Origin of the sequence: Pseudomonas sp. HD6515, from assembly GCF_024971855.1 — a bacterium.
Taxonomy (GTDB): Bacteria; Pseudomonadota; Gammaproteobacteria; order Pseudomonadales; family Pseudomonadaceae; genus Aquipseudomonas; species Aquipseudomonas alloputida.
This window is the reverse complement of record NZ_CP079827.1, coordinates 1,280,202-1,297,629: the sequence shown is the minus strand read 5'-3', so window position 1 is coordinate 1,297,629 and position 17,428 is coordinate 1,280,202. Positions and strand designations below refer to the sequence as shown.

Here is a 17,428-nt window from a genome sequence, read left to right as displayed (position 1 = left end):
CATTCTTCAGGGGGCATGAGGGGGCTTGATGAAGTTTTTCAGCAGCGCCCTCCCAAATCCATCCGAACTAACGTCTGGCACCATGCCTCTTAACGGATAACCCCAGAACCAGTGCCCGTGCCATGGACCTTGTCATCGCCCGCCCCGAAGGCCTGTACTGCCCGCCCGGAGATTTCTACATCGACCCCTGGCGGCCCGTGGACCGGGCTGTCATTACCCACGGCCACGGCGACCACGCACGCAGCGGCAATGGCCATTATCTGACCGCCAGCCCCGGTGCCGGCATTCTGCGCAGCCGCCTGGGCCAGGACATCCATTTGCAGACCCTGCCCTACGGTGAGCGCCTGCTGCACCAAGGCGTGACGTTGAGCCTGCACCCAGCCGGGCACGTGCTGGGTTCGGCACAGGTGCGCCTGGAGTATCGAGGTGAAGTCTGGGTTGCATCCGGTGACTACAAGGTAGAACCCGATGGCACCTGTACGCCCTTCGAACCGGTGGCGTGCCACACCTTCATCACCGAGTCGACCTTCGGCCTGCCGATCTACCGCTGGCCAAGCCAAAGTGAGATCTTCGCCAGCATCAATGCCTGGTGGCGGGCCAACCGTGAACAGGGCAAGGCCAGCGTGCTGTTCTGCTATGCCTTCGGAAAGGCCCAGCGGATTCTGCATGGGCTGGATGCCAGCATCGGCCCAATCCTCGTGCATGGCGCCATGGAGCCGCTCAACCGGGTGTATCGGGATGCCGGTATCCGCCTGCCGGAAACCCGCTACGCAGGCGATATACCGCGCAACGATCCTCTGCTGCGCCAGGCACTGGTCCTGGCGCCCCCATCGGCCGGCGGGAGTAGCTGGATGCGCCGTTTTGGCGATTACAGTGATGCCTTCGCCAGCGGCTGGATGCTGCTACGCGGCGCCCGCCGACGGCGCGGCGTGGACCGAGGCTTTGTGCTGTCCGACCACGCCGACTGGCCCGGCCTGCTCTGGGCCATTGGCCAGACCGGTGCCCAACGGGTGATGGTCACTCACGGCTCAGTCGACGTACTGGTGCGCTACCTCACCGAACAAGGCCTGGATGCCCGCGCCTTTGTCACCGAGTATGGCGACGAAGACGATGTGCCCAACACCGCCCCCTCGCCATGAAAGCCTTCGCTACGCTGTTCCTGCGCCTGGACGCGACCACCTCCAGCAATGCCAAGCTCGAGGCACTGCGCGACTACTTCGACATGGCGCCCGCCGACGATGCTGCCTGGGCGGTGTATTTCCTGGCCGGCGGGCGCCCACGCCAACTGGTGCCCACCCGCCTTCTACGCGAACTGGCAACGGCACTGGCTGGCCTGCCGGACTGGCTTTTCGAAGAAAGCTATCAGGCCGTGGGCGACCTGGCCGAGACCATTTCGCTGCTGCTGCCGCTGCACGCCGATGGCAACGATGAAGGCCTGGCCACCTGGGTGGAACAGCACTTGCTGCCCCTGCGCGGGCTGCCGCCTGAGCAAGTCCGCCAGCGCCTGCCGCCGCTCTGGGCCCGGTTGGACCGCGCCAGCCTGATGCTATGCCTGAAGCTGATCACTGGCAGCTTTCGCGTGGGCGTGTCAAAGCTGTTGGTCACCCGCGCCCTGGCGCAACTGGCCGGGCTGGACGCCAAACGCGTGGCCCAGCGCCTGGTCGGCTACACCGATATAGGCCATCGCCCCACTGCAGCCAGTTACCAGAGGCTGATCGCCCCAGAGTCCGCCGATGAACACAACCAGCGTGGCGGCCAGCCCTACCCCTTCTTCCTGGCCCATCCGCTGCAAGTGTCCAGCGATCAATTCGATACCCTGCTCGGGCCACCAAGCGATTGGCAAATCGAATGGAAGTGGGACGGCATTCGGGCGCAAGTGGTGAAGCGCGATGGCCAGCTGTGGGTGTGGTCACGCGGCGAAGAACTGGTTACCGAGCGTTTCCCCGAACTGCATGGCCTGGCACAGACGTTGCCCGATGGCGTGGTGCTCGATGGCGAGATTCTGGTCTGGAAACCCGGTGAAACCGAGACGGAACTGGCCGTGCAGCCTTTCGCCTTGCTGCAACAGCGCATCGGTCGCAAAACGCTGGGCAAAAAGCTGCTGAACGATGCGCCGGTGGTGTTGCAGGCCTACGACCTGTTGGAGTGGCAGGGCGATGACTGGCGCAGCCGACCGCAGCACGAACGCCGAAGCCAGCTGGAACGCCTGGTGGATGAACACCCACTTGCCCCCGTGCTGTTGTCGCCTTTGCTGCAAGGCCCGGACTGGGCCGACCTTGCCCGCCAGCGCGAACAGTCACGCAGCCTGGGCGTGGAAGGGCTGATGCTGAAGCAGCGCGAGGCCCTGTACGGCGTGGGGCGCACCAAGGACATGGGCATTTGGTGGAAGTGGAAGATCGACCCGTTCAGCGTCGATGCGGTGCTGATCTATGCCCAACGCGGCCACGGCCGCAGGGCCAGTCTGTACAGCGACTACACCTTTGCCGTATGGGATGCACCGGCAGGTACCCCTGGTCGGGCGTTGGTGCCCTTTGCCAAGGCCTATTCAGGGCTCAGTGACGAAGAAATGCGCAAGGTCGACGCCATCATCCGCAAGACCACGGTGGAAACGTTCGGGCCGGTGCGCAGTGTGACCCCAACGTTGGTGTTCGAGCTGGGCTTCGAAGGCATCGCCCTGTCCCGGCGCCACAAAAGCGGTATCGCCGTGCGCTTTCCGCGCATGCTGCGCTGGCGGCTGGACAAGCCGGTGGAGGAGGCAGATGACCTGGCCACCTTGCAGGCGCTACTGGCCTGAAAAAGTTTGCGATGCCCGACTGCTGCAGGATGAGGCGCATTCGCTGAAACTATGCTTCTATTTTTGAGCCGACCCGTGTCGCAGACCGTTTTCGCCACGCAGCCAGGACCAACATGCACCATTCAACCCATGACCTGCTCTCCCCCGTACCGGGCATCACCCGCCAACTGCACAGTTTCCACTTCGGCCCTCGCAGTGGTGGCAAAGTCTATATACAGGCCTCACTGCACGCCGACGAGCTACCGGGCATGCTGGTAGCCTGGCACCTCAAGCGCCGTCTGGTCGAGCTGGAACAGCAAGGCCGACTGCAGCGCGAGATCATTCTGGTGCCGGTGGCCAACCCGGTGGGCCTGGAGCAAGTGCTGCTGGATGCGCCATTGGGGCGTTTTGAACTGCAAAGCGGCGAGAACTTCAATCGCAACTTCGTCGACCTGTCGGACAGCATCGGCGACCTGATCGAAGAACACCTCACCCAGGACCCGACGCACAACCTTGCACTGATCCGCGAATACCTGCGCCGCGGCCTGGACGCACACCCGGCCCGCACACCCCTGCAGGCCCAGCGCCTGATACTGCAGCGCCTGGCCTGCGATGCCGATATGGTGCTGGACCTGCACTGCGACTTCGAAGCAGTCGAGCACCTGTACACCACACCCGATGCCTGGCCCCAGATCGAACCCTTGGCCCGTTACCTGGGCGCCCAGGCCAGCCTGCTGGCAACGGACTCGGGCGGGCAGTCGTTCGATGAATGTTTCAGCCTGGTCTGGTGGCAATTGCAGCAACGTTTCGGCAAACGCTTCCCGATTCCGCTGGGCTGCTGCTCGGTCACCGTCGAGCTGCGCGGCCAGGCGGATGTCAGCCATGATCTGGCCAGCAAGGACTGCCAGGCGATCCTTGACTTCCTGACCCATGCGGGTGTCATCGAAGGCACCAGCGCCGCTCTGCCCGCGCTGTTACGCCACGCCACGCCGTTGGCCGCGGTGGAACCCGTGGCAACGCCACTGGGTGGGTTGCTGGTTTACCACGCCAAACCGGGCCAGCACCTGGAGGCCGGCCAACTGATTGCCGAAGTCATCGACCCGCTCAGTGACCGAGTCACCGCCCTGCGCAACCGCCAGCCAGGCCTGCTGTATGCGCGTAGCGTACGGCGCATGGCCACGGCTGGCATGGTCATCGCCCATGTGGCCGGCGAACAGGTATGCCGCAGCGGCTACCTGTTGGCCAATTGATCCGGTAAAACCATTGCAGCCGGCAAGTGGTCTGTAGAAGCACAGCCTTCGGAGGGCCACCTGCCTCATGCCTGCTGCTACCGACCTCGCCAATGCCTGGTTTGCCAAGCGCGGCTGGAAGCCCTTCGCTTTCCAACGGCGCGTATGGGCTGCCGTCGAACGGGGCGAGTCCGGTTTGCTGCATGCCAGTACCGGTGCCGGCAAGACCTATGCGGTCTGGCTCGCTGCACTACGTGCGTTCAAGCCCAGGCCCCAAAGCCGCCAGTTGGCCCCCATACAGGTGGTGTGGGTGACGCCCATGCGTGCCCTGGCCGCCGACACCGCACGTGCGTTGCAAGCGCCGCTTGATGAGCTCCAGCTGCCTTGGAGCGTAGGGGTGCGCAGCGGCGACACCAACAGTGCCGAGCGCGCCCGACAGGCCCGGCGGCTACCCAGTGTGCTGATCACCACCCCCGAAAGCCTGACCCTGCTGCTGACCCGGGCACAGGCACATGAGGATTTCGCCACGCTGCAACTGGTGGTAGTGGATGAATGGCACGAGCTGCTTGGCAACAAGCGCGGGGTACAACTGCAGCTGGCCTTGGCGCGCCTGCGGCATTGGCCCCCAGGCCTACCGACCTGGGGCTTGTCGGCAACGCTCGGCAACCTGCAACACGCACGGGATGTCTTGCTGCCTCAAGGCGGCCTGCTGGTACAAGGCCGGCAAGACAAGGCACTGCAAGTCGACACCCTGCTGCCAGCAGCGATCGAGCGCTTCCCTTGGGCTGGACACATGGGCCTGAAGATGCTCGACCAGGTCAGTCATGAGGTCGACGCCAGTGCCAGTAGCCTGGTGTTCACCAACACCCGTGCCCAGGCAGAAATCTGGTATCAGGCCCTGCTTGAGGCCCGCCCGGACTGGGCCGGGCTGATCGCCCTGCACCACGCCTCGCTGGCCCGTGATACCCGCGACTGGGTCGAGCGCAGCCTCAAGCAAGGCAGCCTCAAGGCGGTGATCTGCACCTCCAGCCTGGACCTGGGCGTGGACTTTCTGCCCGTGGAACGGGTGCTGCAAATCGGCTCGGCCAAGGGCATCGCCCGCCTGATGCAGCGGGCGGGTCGCTCAGGACACGCGCCTGGGCGGCGCTCCAGGGTCACCCTGGTGCCCACCCATAGCCTGGAACTGGTGGAAGCGGCGGCGGCCCGGCAGGCGCTGATAGCCGGCCACATCGAAGCCCGCTTTTCACCGCGCCTGTGCATGGACGTGCTGGTACAGCATCTGGTCAGCATGGCCTTGGGCAGCGGTTTTCGCCCGGAGCAACTGCTCGCCGAAGTGCGCAGCACCTGGGCCTTTCGCCAGTTGCGCGACAGCCAATGGCAATGGGCGCTGGACTTCGTCTGCCACGGCGGCAGCTCACTGACCGCCTACCCGGACTACCAGCGCGTCGAGCGCCAGGCCGACGGTGTTTACCGGGTTACCAGCGAACGCCTGGCGCGGCGCCACCGCATGGGCATCGGGACCATCGTCAGCGATGCCAACCTGCAACTGAAATACTGGAGCAAGGGCGGCGGCGGGAAAACGCTGGGCAGTGTTGAAGAAGCGTTCATCGCCCGCCTGCGCCCCGGCGATACGCTGGTATTTGCCGGGCGGGTACTGGAGCTGGTACGCGTGGAAAACATGACGGCCTATGTGCGTCGCAGCACGGCGCGAAAGGCTGCGGTAGCGCGCTGGAACGGCGGGCGTATGCCGCTCTCGAGCGAACTGGCCGAGGCGCTGGTCGAGCAACTCGATGCTGCCGCCCATGAACGCTTTGACGGGCCGGAAATGCGGGCAGTACGCCCGCTGCTTGCGCTTCAGGCGCAGTGGTCAGCCTTACCCACCACAGGCACGCTGCTGGCCGAGACCTTCAAATCCCGCCAGGGCTGGCACCTGTTCCTGTATCCCTTTGCCGGGCGCATGGCCAACCTGGGCTTGGCCAATCTGATTGCCTGGCGGGTTAGCCGCGCACAACCACTGTCGGTATCGATTGCCGTCAATGACTACGGATTCGAACTCCTCAGCCCTGCCCAGGTGGACTGGGCCAGGCACTTGCCACAAGCGCTCGGCACCGCGGACCTGCTGGAAGATGTGCTGGCCAGCCTGAATGCCGGGGAAATGGCACTGCGGCGCTTTCGTGAAATTGCCCAGATTGCCGGGCTGGTGTTTGGCGGCTATCCCGCCGCGCAGAAGAGCACGCGGCAAATCCAGGCCTCCAGCGGGTTGTTCTATGAGGTGTTTCGCAAGCACGACGCGGGGAATTTGCTGCTTGGCCAGGCGCGGGATGAAGTCTTGAGCGAAGAGCTGGAAATCGAACGGCTGCATCGGCAACTGCTAAAAATGAGTGAGTTGCAACTGGACCTGCGGGCGTTGGAGCGGCCAGGGCCCCTGGCGTTTGCCTTGTTGGTGGAAGGCATGCGCGAGACATTGAGCACCGAGAAGCTGGCAGACCGCATTGCGCGGATGGTGGCGGAACTGGAACAAGCGGCGAACGCGGGATGAATTACCAACCCATCGAACACCGGGGGCAGGCGCTCTGGCTGCTTGCCGACAAAGCCATCTACTGGCCCGCCCGCCGCGCCTTGCTGGTGGCTGACGTGCACATCGGAAAGGCCGCCAGCTACCGCGCCCTGCATCAACCGGTGCCACGTGGAACGACTGAGGCGACACTCGCCAGGCTCGATCGCCTGCTGGCCGCACAGGACTGTGAGCAACTGATCATCCTGGGCGACTTTCTGCATGCCCGCGCGGCCCGTGCACCGGCAACGCTGGCCAAAGTGGATGATTGGCGCAAGCGGCACAATGAACTGAAAATAGTGCTGATACGCGGCAATCATGACCGCAACGCCGGCGATCCACCCGCCTCGCTCGATATTCAGGTCGTGGACGAGCCTTGGGTTCTGGAGCCCTTTGCCCTGCAGCACGAGCCGCAGCCCCACCACACACACCCGGTACTGGCGGGCCACGTACACCCCGTCTTCGTCCTGCGCGGCAAGGCCCGTCAGCGCTTGCGCCTGCCTTGCTTCGTGATCGATGAGCAAGTCAGCCTGCTACCTGCATTCGGTGAGTTCACCGGAGGATGGGAAATCACCCCCGCCAGCGCCAGCCGGCTGTACCTGGTTGGCGCTGACCGCGTCTGGCCGCTTTAGCGACGCTTAAGCGACAGGGGCGGGAGGCGGCTCGTCCGGCAAGGTCGGCTCACCCGGCTCCATGGGAGGCGTCTCACCGGGTTCCGGCGGTTGCGGGGTATCGGGGTCAGGTTGATGGGGCACGCCCCCCGCTTGCATGGGCAGCGGGTGCGCCAGCAGTGACCAGGGCAACAACCCTACGTGATTGGGCTGCAGGCCTGCCAGCTTGGCACTGATTGCGGGATGGAGTTTCATTGGCTGCTCCTGACGAAAGCCGATGTACATCATGCACACCGGCGTTACTTCGTTGGAGTGCCAAAGGCGCGGGTAATTCCCCGCGCTTGTCGGCTCAGGTACGCGGCAGCGTGACGCCGCGCTGGCCCTGGTATTTGCCGCCACGGTCCTTGTACGACACTTCGCACTCTTCGTCGGACTGCAAGAACAGCATCTGCGCCACGCCTTCGTTGGCGTAGATCTTCGCCGGCAGCGTGGTGGTGTTGGAGAACTCCAACGTCACGTGGCCTTCCCACTCGGGCTCGAGCGGCGTGACGTTGACGATGATGCCGCACCGGGCGTAGGTGCTCTTGCCCAGGCAAATGGTCAGCACGTCACGGGGAATGCGGAAATATTCGACAGTACGCGCCAGGGCGAAAGAGTTTGGCGGGATGATGCACACGTCGCTCTTGATATCGACGAAGCTGCCAGCATCGAAATTTTTCGGGTCGACGGTGGCCGAGTTGATGTTGGTGAACACCTTGAATTCGTCGGCGCAGCGTACGTCGTATCCGTAGCTGGAGACGCCGAAGGAGATCACGCGGCTGTCCTGCTCGCCGCGCACCTGGCGCTCGACGAACGGCTCGATCATGCCGTGTTCCTGCGCCATGCGGCGAATCCACTTGTCCGATTTGATGCTCATGGCGGGGTGTCCTGAAGAGTTGCGAGGTGAAAATCGTGACGCGCATATTACCGGTCCCGGCGCCCAGGTTAAAGTTCCATCCCACATCCCGCGCCGGGTGGGGGCTGCAGCCGCCGCCGATCCGAATTTGCCTAAAGCGTCTTCTGACCATTGGCAGGTTGCGGAAAGTGGGGTAAGGTGTTGCCACTGTGCTGCACGTGACACCGAGAATCTCTAGTTTGATGCACGATCCTGATCGGCCCATCGCTGAATTTTCTGCTCTCTTTGCGCTCAGTCCCGGGCAGGGTTTTTCCTGACCGTTATCAAATTGTCCAAGGAGACAGAAAAATGTCCAACCGTCAATCCGGTGTTGTTAAGTGGTTCAACGATGAGAAAGGCTACGGCTTCATCACCCCTCAGTCGGGCGATGACCTGTTCGTGCACTTCAAAGCCATCCAAGCTGACGGCTTCAAAACCCTGAAAGAAGGCCAGGCTGTTACTTTCGTCGCTACCCGCGGCCAGAAAGGCATGCAGGCTGAAGAAGTTCAGATCGCCTAAGTCGATCTAGCTTCCTAGCTTTCAAAAAAACCCGCCTTCTGGCGGGTTTTTTTATGCCTGTCTGAAGGCCATGCATTGCAAGTGTGTGGAGCCTTGTGTCGCGAAAGGGCCGCAAGCGGCCCCAGCAATCTATGCATTATGCCGAGATCCTGGGGCCGCTGCGCGGCCCTTTCGCGACGCCAGGCCGCTCCCACAGGGATCGCGCCAGCTTTTAGAAATTGAGCAAGACAGTTGCCCCACAGGGAATGCGTCAGTCTTCGCTGATGGTAATGCTGGGCATTGCCGGCGCCGCAGCTTCCTGCAGCACGATCCGCGCGCCCACCTGGCGGGCCAGTTCCTGGTAAACCATGGCAATCTGGCTTTCCGGCTCGGCGATCGCCGTCGGCTTGCCGCTGTCGGCCTGCTCACGTATCAGCATCGACAACGGCAGCGACGCCAGCAGGTCGACGCCATACTGGCTGGCCAGCTTCTCGCCACCACCTTCACCGAACAGGTGTTCGGCATGGCCGCAATTCGAGCAGATATGCACGGCCATGTTCTCGACCACACCCAGCACCGGAATGTTGACCTTGCGGAACATTTCCACGCCCTTCTTGGCATCCAGCAGCGCCAGGTCCTGTGGCGTGGTGACGATCACCGAGCCGACCACCGGCACCTTTTGTGCCAGGGTCAGCTGGATGTCACCGGTACCCGGCGGCATATCGATCACCAGGTAATCCAGGTCATCCCAGGCGGTCTGGGTGACCAGTTGCAGCAGCGCGCCAGACACCATCGGGCCACGCCATACCATCGGCGTGTTGTCGTCGGTGAGGAAGGCCATGGACATGACTTCCACGCCGTGGGCCTTGATCGGCACGAACCACTTCTGCTCACGAATCTGTGGACGGGTACCCTCGGCGATACCGAACATCACCCCCTGACTGGGGCCGTAGATATCGGCATCGAGAATACCTACCCGTGCGCCTTCGCGTGCGAGGGCCAAGGCCAGGTTGGCAGCGGTGGTCGACTTGCCCACACCGCCCTTGCCCGAGGCCACGGCGATGATGTTCTTGACGTTGGCCATGGCTGGCACCTGGGCCTGGGCCTTGTGCGCAGCCACCACGCAATCAATCGAAACCTGGGCGCCAGTGACTCCCTCGAGGCTGCCAATGGCGGTCTGCAGCACCTGGGCCCAGCCGTTCTTGAACAGCCCTGCGGCATAACCCAACTGCAACTGCACGCTGACCTGCCCGCCCTGGATATCGATGGCGCGCACGCAGCCGGCGCTGACCGGGTCCTGGTTCAGGTAGGGGTCGGTGTACTGGCGAAGCACGCCTTCAACGGCGGCACGGGTGACGGCACTCATGGAGACTCCCATTGGCAAACTGAATGTAAAACAGCCGCCTATCCTAACCCGTCAATCGTCAGCAGATGCGCTTGCGGGGTGAAATATCTTCGCCAGCCCTTTATAGTGGCCGATCACCCTCATTTTTACCCCGTAGCCAGATAAGTAGCCGAGCCACCATGTCCGAGCCACGCCAGATTCTCGTCACCAGCGCCCTGCCCTATGCCAATGGATCGATCCATCTCGGCCATATGCTGGAGTACATCCAGACGGACATGTGGGTGCGCTTCCAGAAGCTGCGCGGCAACCAGTGCATCTATGTCTGCGCCGACGACGCCCACGGTTCGGCCATCATGCTGCGCGCCGAAAAGGAAGGCATCACCCCGGAACAGCTGATCGCCAACGTCCAGGCCGAGCACAGCAGCGATTTCGCCGACTTCCTGGTGGACTTCGACAATTTCCACTCCACTCATAGCGAAGAGAACCGCGAGCTGTCGAGCCTGATCTACTCGCGCCTGCGTGAAGCCGGGCACATCGCCACCCGTTCGGTGACCCAGTACTTCGACCCGGAAAAAGGTATGTTCCTTGCCGACCGCTTCATCAAGGGCACCTGCCCGAAGTGCGCGGCCGAAGACCAGTACGGCGACAACTGCGAAAAATGCGGCGCCACCTACGCACCCACCGAGCTGAAGAACCCCAAGTCAGCGATCTCCGGTGCTACCCCGGTACTGCGTGATTCCCAGCACTTCTTCTTCAAGCTGCCAGACTTCCAGGCCATGCTGCAGCAGTGGACCCGAAGCGGCACCCTGCAGGACGCGGTAGCCAACAAGCTGGCTGAATGGCTGGACTCCGGCCTGCAGGAGTGGGACATCTCCCGCGACGCGCCGTACTTCGGCTTCGAGATCCCGGGTGAGCCTGGCAAATACTTCTACGTATGGCTGGATGCGCCAATCGGCTACATGGCCAGCTTCAAGAACCTCTGCGCACGCCGCCCGGAGCTGGACTTCGACGCCTTCTGGAACGAAGGCTCCAAGGCCGAGCTGTACCACTTCATCGGCAAGGACATCGTCAACTTCCACGCCCTGTTCTGGCCTGCCATGCTCGAAGGCGCCGGCTTCCGCAAGCCGACCGCAGTCAACGTGCACGGCTACCTGACGGTCAACGGCGCCAAGATGTCCAAGTCGCGCGGCACCTTCATCAAGGCCCGCACCTACCTGGATCACCTGCAGCCGGAATACCTGCGTTACTACTATGCGGCCAAGCTGGGCCGTGGCGTCGACGACCTGGACCTGAACCTGGAAGACTTCGTGCAGAAGGTCAACTCCGACCTGGTCGGTAAGGTCGTCAACATTGCCAGCCGCTGCGCCGGCTTCATCCACAAGGGCAACGAAGGCGTGATGGTCGGCGGTGATGCCGCACCAGAGCTGACCGAAGCCTTCCTGGCTGCCGCCCCCTCCATCGCCGAAGCCTATGAAGCCCGTGATTTTGGCCGCGCCATGCGCGAAATCATGGCACTGGCCGACCGCGCCAACGCCTGGATCGCCGACAAGGCACCATGGTCACTGGCCAAGCAGGAAGGCAAGCAGGATGAAGTCCAGGCCATCTGCGCCCAAGGCATCAACCTGTTCCGCCAGCTGGTGATCTTCCTCAAACCGGTGCTGCCGGTGCTGGCCGCTGATGCCGAGGCTTTCCTCAACGTGGCCCCGCTGACCTGGAACGACCACCTGACACGCCTGGAAAACCACACGCTTAACCCGTTCAAGGCCTTGATGAGCCGTATCGAGCCGGCCAAGGTCGAAGCCATGGTCGCTGCCAGCAAGGAAGACCTGCTGGCTGCCGAAGCCAAGGCCCCGGCGGGCAATGGCGAGCTGGCCAAGGACCCGCTGTCGGCAGAGATCGAGTTCGATACCTTTGCTGCCGTCGACCTGCGTGTGGCGCTGATCGTCAAGGCTGAAGCCGTGGCGGGTGCCGACAAGTTGCTGCAACTGACCCTGGACATTGGTGACGAGCGCCGCAACGTGTTCTCCGGCATCAAGTCAGCCTACCCAGACCCGTCCAAGCTGGAAGGCCGCCTGACCATGATGGTAGCCAACCTCAAACCCCGGAAGATGCGCTTTGGCGTGTCCGAAGGCATGGTCATGGCTGCCGGCCCTGGCGGTGAAGAAATCTACCTGCTGAGCCCGGACAGCGGCGCCAAGCCAGGCCAGCGCATCAAGTAACCGCCCTGCGGGCCATTGTGGGAGCGGCCTGCCCGCTCCCACAATTACGCAGGCCCTTCATGCCAAACCCGGACAATCGCCCCGATTCCCGGCTATCGTCATCTCATGAATGACTACATCCTGGTCCTGATCAGCGCCGCACTGATCAATCACCTGTGCCTGCTCCGACAGCCACTCTCCGGGCTGCAACTGCAGGTGCACGGCCTGGCCTGCGCCCTGTGCATCGCCCTGGGCGTAATCGGCGCGCAGCTGCTGGTGCACGCGGTACTTGCCCCGCTGCACATTCACGATCTTGCCCTGTTTCTGCTATTGCCCTGGCTGGCTTTGCTCGCCTGGGGCCTGCCCTGGCTTTTGGCCAAGTGGCGCCCGGCCTGGCCTGTAGTGGGGTTGCCAGCGTTGCTGTTGAGCAATGCAGCAGTACTTGGGCTGGCCCTGCAACAGACAAGCGACGACGGCACCTGGCCAACCATGCTGCTCCAAGGCTTGCTGACGGGGGGCGGCTTCTGGCTGGCGCTGATGGTGTTCGCCGACCTGCGCCAGCGCAGCGCCCACGCCGATATCCCCAACGCGCTGCGCGGCCTGCCCATCGAATTGATTGGTGCCGGGGTGATGGCCATGGCGCTTTACGGTTTCAACGGAATGTTTGGCCAATGAGCAGTCCCGATCCGCGCCTACGCACCAGCATGCGCCTGGTCTTGCTCGCCTGCACGCCTGGACTGCTGGCGCTGTTTTGGCTGCATGGCTGGGGCATGATGCTGAACCTGTTGCTGTGCGCCAGCGCCGCGCTGCTGTGCGAGGCATTGCTGCTGGCACTGCGCAGCCAATCACTGAGCCAGACGCTAAACGACGGCAGCGCACTGGTGACCGCCGTGCTGCTGGCGGCCGCCCTGCCCACCTTGGCGCCATGGTGGCTGCCGGTCATCGCGGCAAGTGTCGCGATCGGTATCGGCAAGCAGGCCTACGGTGGGGTCGGGCGAAATCTGTTCAATCCGGCCATGGTGGGTTATGCCTTCGTGCTGCTCAGCTTCCCGTTGCAGATGAACCATTGGCCTGGGCAGGCCCCAGGCCTGCTCGACAGCGTGCAGCAGGTGTTCGCTGGGGGCGAACAGATCGATGCCTGGGCCCGTCCGACATTGCTCGACGGCTTGCGCCACAACCGCAGCCTGACCATCGACGAGCTGTTCGCCAGCCATCCAGGCTTTGGCAACATTGGCGGGGCAGGCAGCGAATGGGTCAACCTGGCATTCCTGCTTGGCGGCCTGTTCTTGATGCAACGCAAGGTGATCAGTTGGCATGCGCCGGCAGGTTTGCTGGCAGGGCTAGTGGTATTCAGCCTGTTGGGCTGGAACGGTTCGGGGTCGGACTCCAATGGCTCGCCTTTGCTGCACCTGTTTTCCGGCTCGACCATGCTGGCAGCCTTCTTCATTGCGACCGAGCCAGTGTCCGGCCCCAGAGACGACTGGGCCAAGCTGTGCTTCGGCGTGGGGACAGGGGTGCTCATCTACCTGATTCGTACCTGGGGCAGCTACCCGGATGGCACCGCGTTCGCCGTCCTGCTGATGAACCTTTTGGCACCGGCGCTCGATCGTATGGCTGTGCGGCGTCAGCAGGCAGCCCGATGAAGCGCGGGGTTCGGGATGTGGGCCTGCTGCTGCTGACTGGAGTATTGGCAGTGTCTGCCACCCTGGCCTGGCGGCAGTGGACCGGTCCGGCCATCGCCGGCGCTGAAAAGCAGCTGCAAAGCCGCCAGCGGCTGGCCGTGCTGCCCGACGGTAGCTATGACAACCAGCCCCTGGAAAGCCCGCTGCCAAGGCCCGCCGCACAGCGGCCCAACAGCCGTATCCTGGCGGCTTACCGTGCCACTTTGGCAGGTAAGCCAAGCGCCATTATCCTGATCACACAGACCCAGGGGTATGCCGGGCCGATCGTACTGAGCGTCGCCATCACCACGGACGGCCGGCTGATCGGCAGCCAGGTTGTCGAACAACAGGAAAGCCCCGGGCTGGGCGACCGCCTGGGAGATCCGCGATTGCACTGGCTGAGTCAGTTCAACAACCGCGATCAGGGCGATCACTGGGCACTGAAGCGGGACCAGGGTGACTTTGACCAATTGGCCGGCGCAACCGTGACCTCGCGAGCGGTGATCGCCGCATTGCAAGACACGCTGAGCTATTTCGACGAGCAGCGTAGTGTATTGCTGGAGGGCGCCGCGCATGAATAGGTTCTGCCTGCTGGCCATGAGCCTGGCGCCACTGCTGGGTGCCACCCGAACGCTGGCTGAAGGCGCGGCCATCGGCCTGTGCGCAGTAGTGATGGGGTGCCTGCACCAACTGTTGCTGGCGCCACTGCGTAAACACATGGCCAGCTGGGCCTATGTACTGGCTAGCCTGCTGCTGCTGGCAGCCTTGGCCAGTTGCCTGCAATTGGCCATGCGGGCCTGGCTGCTACCGCTGGCCATTGCCCTGGGCCACTATCCCGCATTGTTGTGCCTGCAATGCCTGGCCAGTGACCACCTGTTGCCTGACCAACACCGCTGGCGCCTGCTCGCAACGCACCTCGGCGCTGTCTTTGCCAGTTGCCTGCTGCTGGGCGCCAGCCGCCAATGGCTGGCTGACCATGCCGAGCTGCACCTGGCCAGCCTCGCCCCCGGTGCGCTACTGCTGCTGGGACTGCTGTTGGCCTTGTACAATCGCCTGCTTCCGGGCCCTGCCCACCCACATCGTCAAGGAAAGCCCTGATTTCATGAATGCCGCCAAACGCCTGGAGATTTTTCGCAGGCTGCACGAAGACAACCCCGACCCCAAGACCGAACTGGCCTACACGACCCCGTTTGAACTGCTGGTCGCCGTGACACTGTCCGCGCAATCCACCGACGTCGGCGTCAACAAGGCCACTGCCCGCCTGTTCCCCGTCGCCAACACCCCCGAGGCCATCTATGCCCTGGGCGTTGAAGGCCTCAGCGAATACATCAAGACCATCGGGCTTTACAACAGCAAGGCCAAGAATGTCATAGAAGCGTGCCGGCTGCTGATCGAGCGCCACGACAGCCAGGTACCGCAAACCCGCGAAGCGTTGGAGGCGCTACCCGGCGTCGGCCGCAAAACCGCCAATGTGGTGCTTAACACGGCGTTTCGCCAACCGGCCATGGCCGTGGATACTCATATTTTCCGGGTGAGTAACCGCACGGGCATCGCGCCAGGCAAAACGGTGCTGGAAGTGGAAAAGAAACTGGTCAAGTTTGTACCCAAGGACTACCTGCTCGACGCCCACCACTGGCTGATCCTGCACGGGCGCTACGTATGCCAGGCGCGCAAGCCAAGGTGCGGCAGCTGCAGGATCGAAGATTTGTGCGAGTACAAGCACAAAACCTCCGACGATTGAGCCGATTGCCAAAAACCACTCACGTCGATTGAAAAAATCTTTTTTACCAGCGTCTGCTTTCTGGTTATAAGGACGGCCAATGGCCCCTTGGCTTGGAGCGACTCATGAGTACCGATAAAGACGACCTGTCGATCGATGATGATTTTGTTGCCGCAGACGATGACGCGGAGCCACAGGTTGAAACAGCAAAAACCAACCTGAGCAAACGCCGCACCATCGACAACATGCTGGAAGAACGGCGCCTGCAAAAGCAGTTGGCCGATTTCGATTACGACCTGTAGTGCGGGTCCCGTAGTCAAGGACCGATAGCCCTGGCAAAGCCTCCTGGCTGGAGGCTTCAAGGCTTGGCGATCAGTTCAGACCTTGCCGTTGCGCCAGCTCGATCAGGTCAACCAATGACCGTGCATTGAGCTTGAGCAGCAGCCGTGACTTGTAGGTACTGACCGTCTTGTTACTGAGGTACATGCTGTCGGCAATCTCCTTGTTCGAACGCCCTCGCGCCAGTTGTTGCAGCACCGTCATTTCTCGCGCAGACAGGCGATTCACCATATCCGTCTCGCTGCCCGCCCCCCTGCCACGTGACGCATGCAAGGCCTGGTTGGGGAAGTAGCTGTAACCCGACAACACAGCCTTGATAGCGCTGAGCAGTTCGGTAAGCTCCTGCTGCTTGCACACGTAACCCGCCGCCCCTGCCTGCATGCAGCGCATCGAAAAGTTGCCGGGGGCCTGCGACGTCAGCACCAGTACCTTGCTACCCGGGCTGAATGTCGCCATGCGGGCGATCACCTCCAGGCCATCCAGCTTCGGGATACCGATATCCAGCACCACAATATCCGGCAGGTGTTGCCGCGTCAGCTGCAGCGCAGCTACCCCATTGTCAGTCTCCGCCACAACGTCATACCCATGCCGCTCCATCAGCATGCGTACGGCCAGGCGTATGACCGGATGATCATCCACGATAAGCACTTTATTCATGCGATATCCATACATTGTTGTTGCTTTGGCACGCCACGATAACCGACAGGACGCTTGCTGGCGCGGCGATTTACCAGCGAAAGCGATGGACAGAAAAAGCCTACAGAACTTACAGAAACTTCCTACACATAATGACTAGGGTTGTAACAAACAAATTACTTATTACCGAAAGAAACGGTACCACCCACAGACATAAACGTACCAGTTGAATACTGATCTTGAGCAGAGGAAAACTTCCGATTCAAACACGTTGAAAAAGCCATACAACGAGGTTCTCTGACGATCATTCCTCCCCCGGGAAACAATCCAGCCTTTAGTTGAGTACAGCAGTAAGGTAAAGATGGACAAAACCGCTGGAGACGGCCCATATGACCCAAGCACAACCTGTCGCCCCGCTGACGATCATTGCCATCTTCGCGGGGATCATCGAAGCCTCCGCCCTTGCCACACTGCCATTTCTCGGCGAGTCCAGCCAAAAGCTCTACACCTGGTTCCTGGTAGGCTTTCCATTCTTTCTGACGGCACTGTTCTTTCTGACGCTCAACTTCAATTACAAGTCGTTCTACAACCCGCTACCCGACACCACAGCACAGCCCAACACGCCAGCACTGAACAGTGTGGCCACACCCGCGATTTCCAATGATGCCCGTGAGGCGGTACAGGGCGAGCCTGTCACGTTCATGTTCTCCGGCCCAGACGCCTATCGCATGATGGAGCAGCAACTCTTGCACGCACTTGCCCAACCGCCCGAGCCAACGCGAGTCTGGCGCTTTTGCAATCTGGACAGACGTCAATGTGCGCAGCTTTCGATCAGCGCACTTGAGGGCGATGATGCGAGCCATCGAAGTTGAACGACCCACCTTTGCGCGGGCATAAAAAAACCCCGGACTGAGCCGGGGTTTTCGCACA

18 protein-coding genes are annotated in these 17,428 nt (G+C 62.3%); 14 read left to right on the top strand and 4 right to left on the bottom strand.

Annotated features, from left to right (window positions below):
* The first annotated feature begins 122 nt into the window (after positions 1-122).
* The 5 genes from KW568_RS05980 to pdeM all read left to right on the top strand — a co-directional run bounded on the left by KW568_RS05980 (position 123) and on the right by pdeM (position 7,188).
* Positions 123-1,139 carry a ligase-associated DNA damage response exonuclease gene (locus tag KW568_RS05980; protein WP_004576219.1) on the top strand — a complete coding sequence of 339 codons (1,017 nt, stop codon included), beginning with the start codon at positions 123-125 and terminating at the stop codon, positions 1,137-1,139.
* Entirely contained in the window at positions 1,136-2,794 is a 1,659-nt protein-coding gene (locus tag KW568_RS05975; protein WP_004576220.1) for an ATP-dependent DNA ligase, read from the top strand. Before KW568_RS05980 ends, KW568_RS05975 begins: the two co-directional genes overlap by 4 nt.
* Before the next feature lie 113 nt (positions 2,795-2,907).
* Positions 2,908-4,023, top strand: coding sequence for a succinylglutamate desuccinylase/aspartoacylase family protein (locus KW568_RS05970; RefSeq protein ID WP_004576221.1), 1,116 nt, complete (start codon positions 2,908-2,910; stop codon positions 4,021-4,023).
* Between the two features lie 67 nt (positions 4,024-4,090).
* On the top strand, positions 4,091-6,541 hold the full coding sequence (locus tag KW568_RS05965; RefSeq protein ID WP_259537880.1) for a ligase-associated DNA damage response DEXH box helicase: 2,451 nt from the start codon (positions 4,091-4,093) through the stop codon (positions 6,539-6,541).
* Positions 6,538-7,188, top strand: coding sequence for a ligase-associated DNA damage response endonuclease PdeM (gene pdeM / locus KW568_RS05960; protein ID WP_003254916.1), 651 nt, complete (start codon positions 6,538-6,540; stop codon positions 7,186-7,188). The genes KW568_RS05965 and pdeM overlap by 4 nt, the downstream gene beginning before the upstream one ends.
* A gap of 6 nt (positions 7,189-7,194) precedes the next feature.
* Here the strand turns inward: pdeM and KW568_RS05955 are convergent, their stop codons facing one another.
* Positions 7,195-7,422, bottom strand: a complete 228-nt coding sequence (locus tag KW568_RS05955; RefSeq protein ID WP_003254918.1) for a hypothetical protein — start codon at positions 7,420-7,422, stop codon at positions 7,195-7,197.
* A gap of 94 nt (positions 7,423-7,516) precedes the next feature.
* Positions 7,517-8,083, bottom strand: coding sequence for a dCTP deaminase (gene dcd, locus KW568_RS05950; RefSeq protein WP_003258001.1), 567 nt, complete (start codon positions 8,081-8,083; stop codon positions 7,517-7,519).
* A 327-nt stretch (positions 8,084-8,410) separates the two neighbouring features.
* Here dcd and KW568_RS05945 point away from each other — a divergent pair, with 327 nt between their 5' ends.
* Positions 8,411-8,620, top strand: coding sequence for a cold-shock protein (locus tag KW568_RS05945; RefSeq protein WP_003254922.1), 210 nt, complete (start codon positions 8,411-8,413; stop codon positions 8,618-8,620).
* 250 nt (positions 8,621-8,870) lie between these two features.
* Here the strand turns inward: KW568_RS05945 and apbC are convergent, their stop codons facing one another.
* Positions 8,871-9,965 (bottom strand): iron-sulfur cluster carrier protein ApbC, encoded by a 1,095-nt coding sequence (apbC, locus tag KW568_RS05940; RefSeq protein ID WP_003254924.1) that lies wholly within the window; start codon positions 9,963-9,965, stop codon positions 8,871-8,873.
* A gap of 158 nt (positions 9,966-10,123) precedes the next feature.
* Here apbC and metG point away from each other — a divergent pair, with 158 nt between their 5' ends.
* The 7 genes from metG to KW568_RS05905 all read left to right on the top strand — a co-directional run bounded on the left by metG (position 10,124) and on the right by KW568_RS05905 (position 15,825).
* Complete coding sequence (metG, locus tag KW568_RS05935) at positions 10,124-12,163, top strand: methionine--tRNA ligase (protein WP_004576223.1); 2,040 nt, start codon at positions 10,124-10,126, stop codon at positions 12,161-12,163.
* Positions 12,164-12,268: 105 nt separating this feature from the next.
* Complete coding sequence (locus KW568_RS05930; RefSeq protein ID WP_004576224.1) at positions 12,269-12,817, top strand: Rnf-Nqr domain containing protein; 549 nt, start codon at positions 12,269-12,271, stop codon at positions 12,815-12,817.
* Positions 12,814-13,785 carry an RnfABCDGE type electron transport complex subunit D gene (locus KW568_RS05925; protein WP_003254929.1) on the top strand — a complete coding sequence of 324 codons (972 nt, stop codon included), beginning with the start codon at positions 12,814-12,816 and terminating at the stop codon, positions 13,783-13,785. The genes KW568_RS05930 and KW568_RS05925 overlap by 4 nt, the downstream gene beginning before the upstream one ends.
* A complete protein-coding gene (locus KW568_RS05920) occupies positions 13,782-14,384 on the top strand; it encodes an RnfABCDGE type electron transport complex subunit G (RefSeq protein ID WP_004576225.1) in 603 nt (200 codons plus the stop codon). The genes KW568_RS05925 and KW568_RS05920 overlap by 4 nt, the downstream gene beginning before the upstream one ends.
* Entirely contained in the window at positions 14,377-14,901 is a 525-nt protein-coding gene (locus KW568_RS05915) for an Rnf-Nqr domain containing protein (protein ID WP_003254934.1), read from the top strand. The genes KW568_RS05920 and KW568_RS05915 overlap by 8 nt, the downstream gene beginning before the upstream one ends.
* Positions 14,902-14,905: 4 nt before the next feature.
* Positions 14,906-15,544, top strand: coding sequence for an endonuclease III (gene nth, locus KW568_RS05910; RefSeq protein ID WP_003254935.1), 639 nt, complete (start codon positions 14,906-14,908; stop codon positions 15,542-15,544).
* A 104-nt stretch (positions 15,545-15,648) separates the two neighbouring features.
* Positions 15,649-15,825 (top strand): PA3496 family putative envelope integrity protein, encoded by a 177-nt coding sequence (locus tag KW568_RS05905; protein WP_003254937.1) that lies wholly within the window; start codon positions 15,649-15,651, stop codon positions 15,823-15,825.
* A 70-nt stretch (positions 15,826-15,895) separates the two neighbouring features.
* Here KW568_RS05905 and KW568_RS05900 read toward each other — a convergent pair whose 3' ends face one another.
* The gene (locus KW568_RS05900; protein WP_003254939.1) at positions 15,896-16,519 is read right to left on the bottom strand and encodes a response regulator transcription factor; all 624 of its coding nucleotides are present in this window, start codon (positions 16,517-16,519) and stop codon (positions 15,896-15,898) included.
* Positions 16,520-16,887: 368 nt separating this feature from the next.
* Here KW568_RS05900 and KW568_RS05895 point away from each other — a divergent pair, with 368 nt between their 5' ends.
* Entirely contained in the window at positions 16,888-17,370 is a 483-nt protein-coding gene (locus KW568_RS05895; protein ID WP_004576226.1) for a hypothetical protein, read from the top strand.
* The last annotated feature ends 58 nt before the right edge of the window (positions 17,371-17,428 follow it).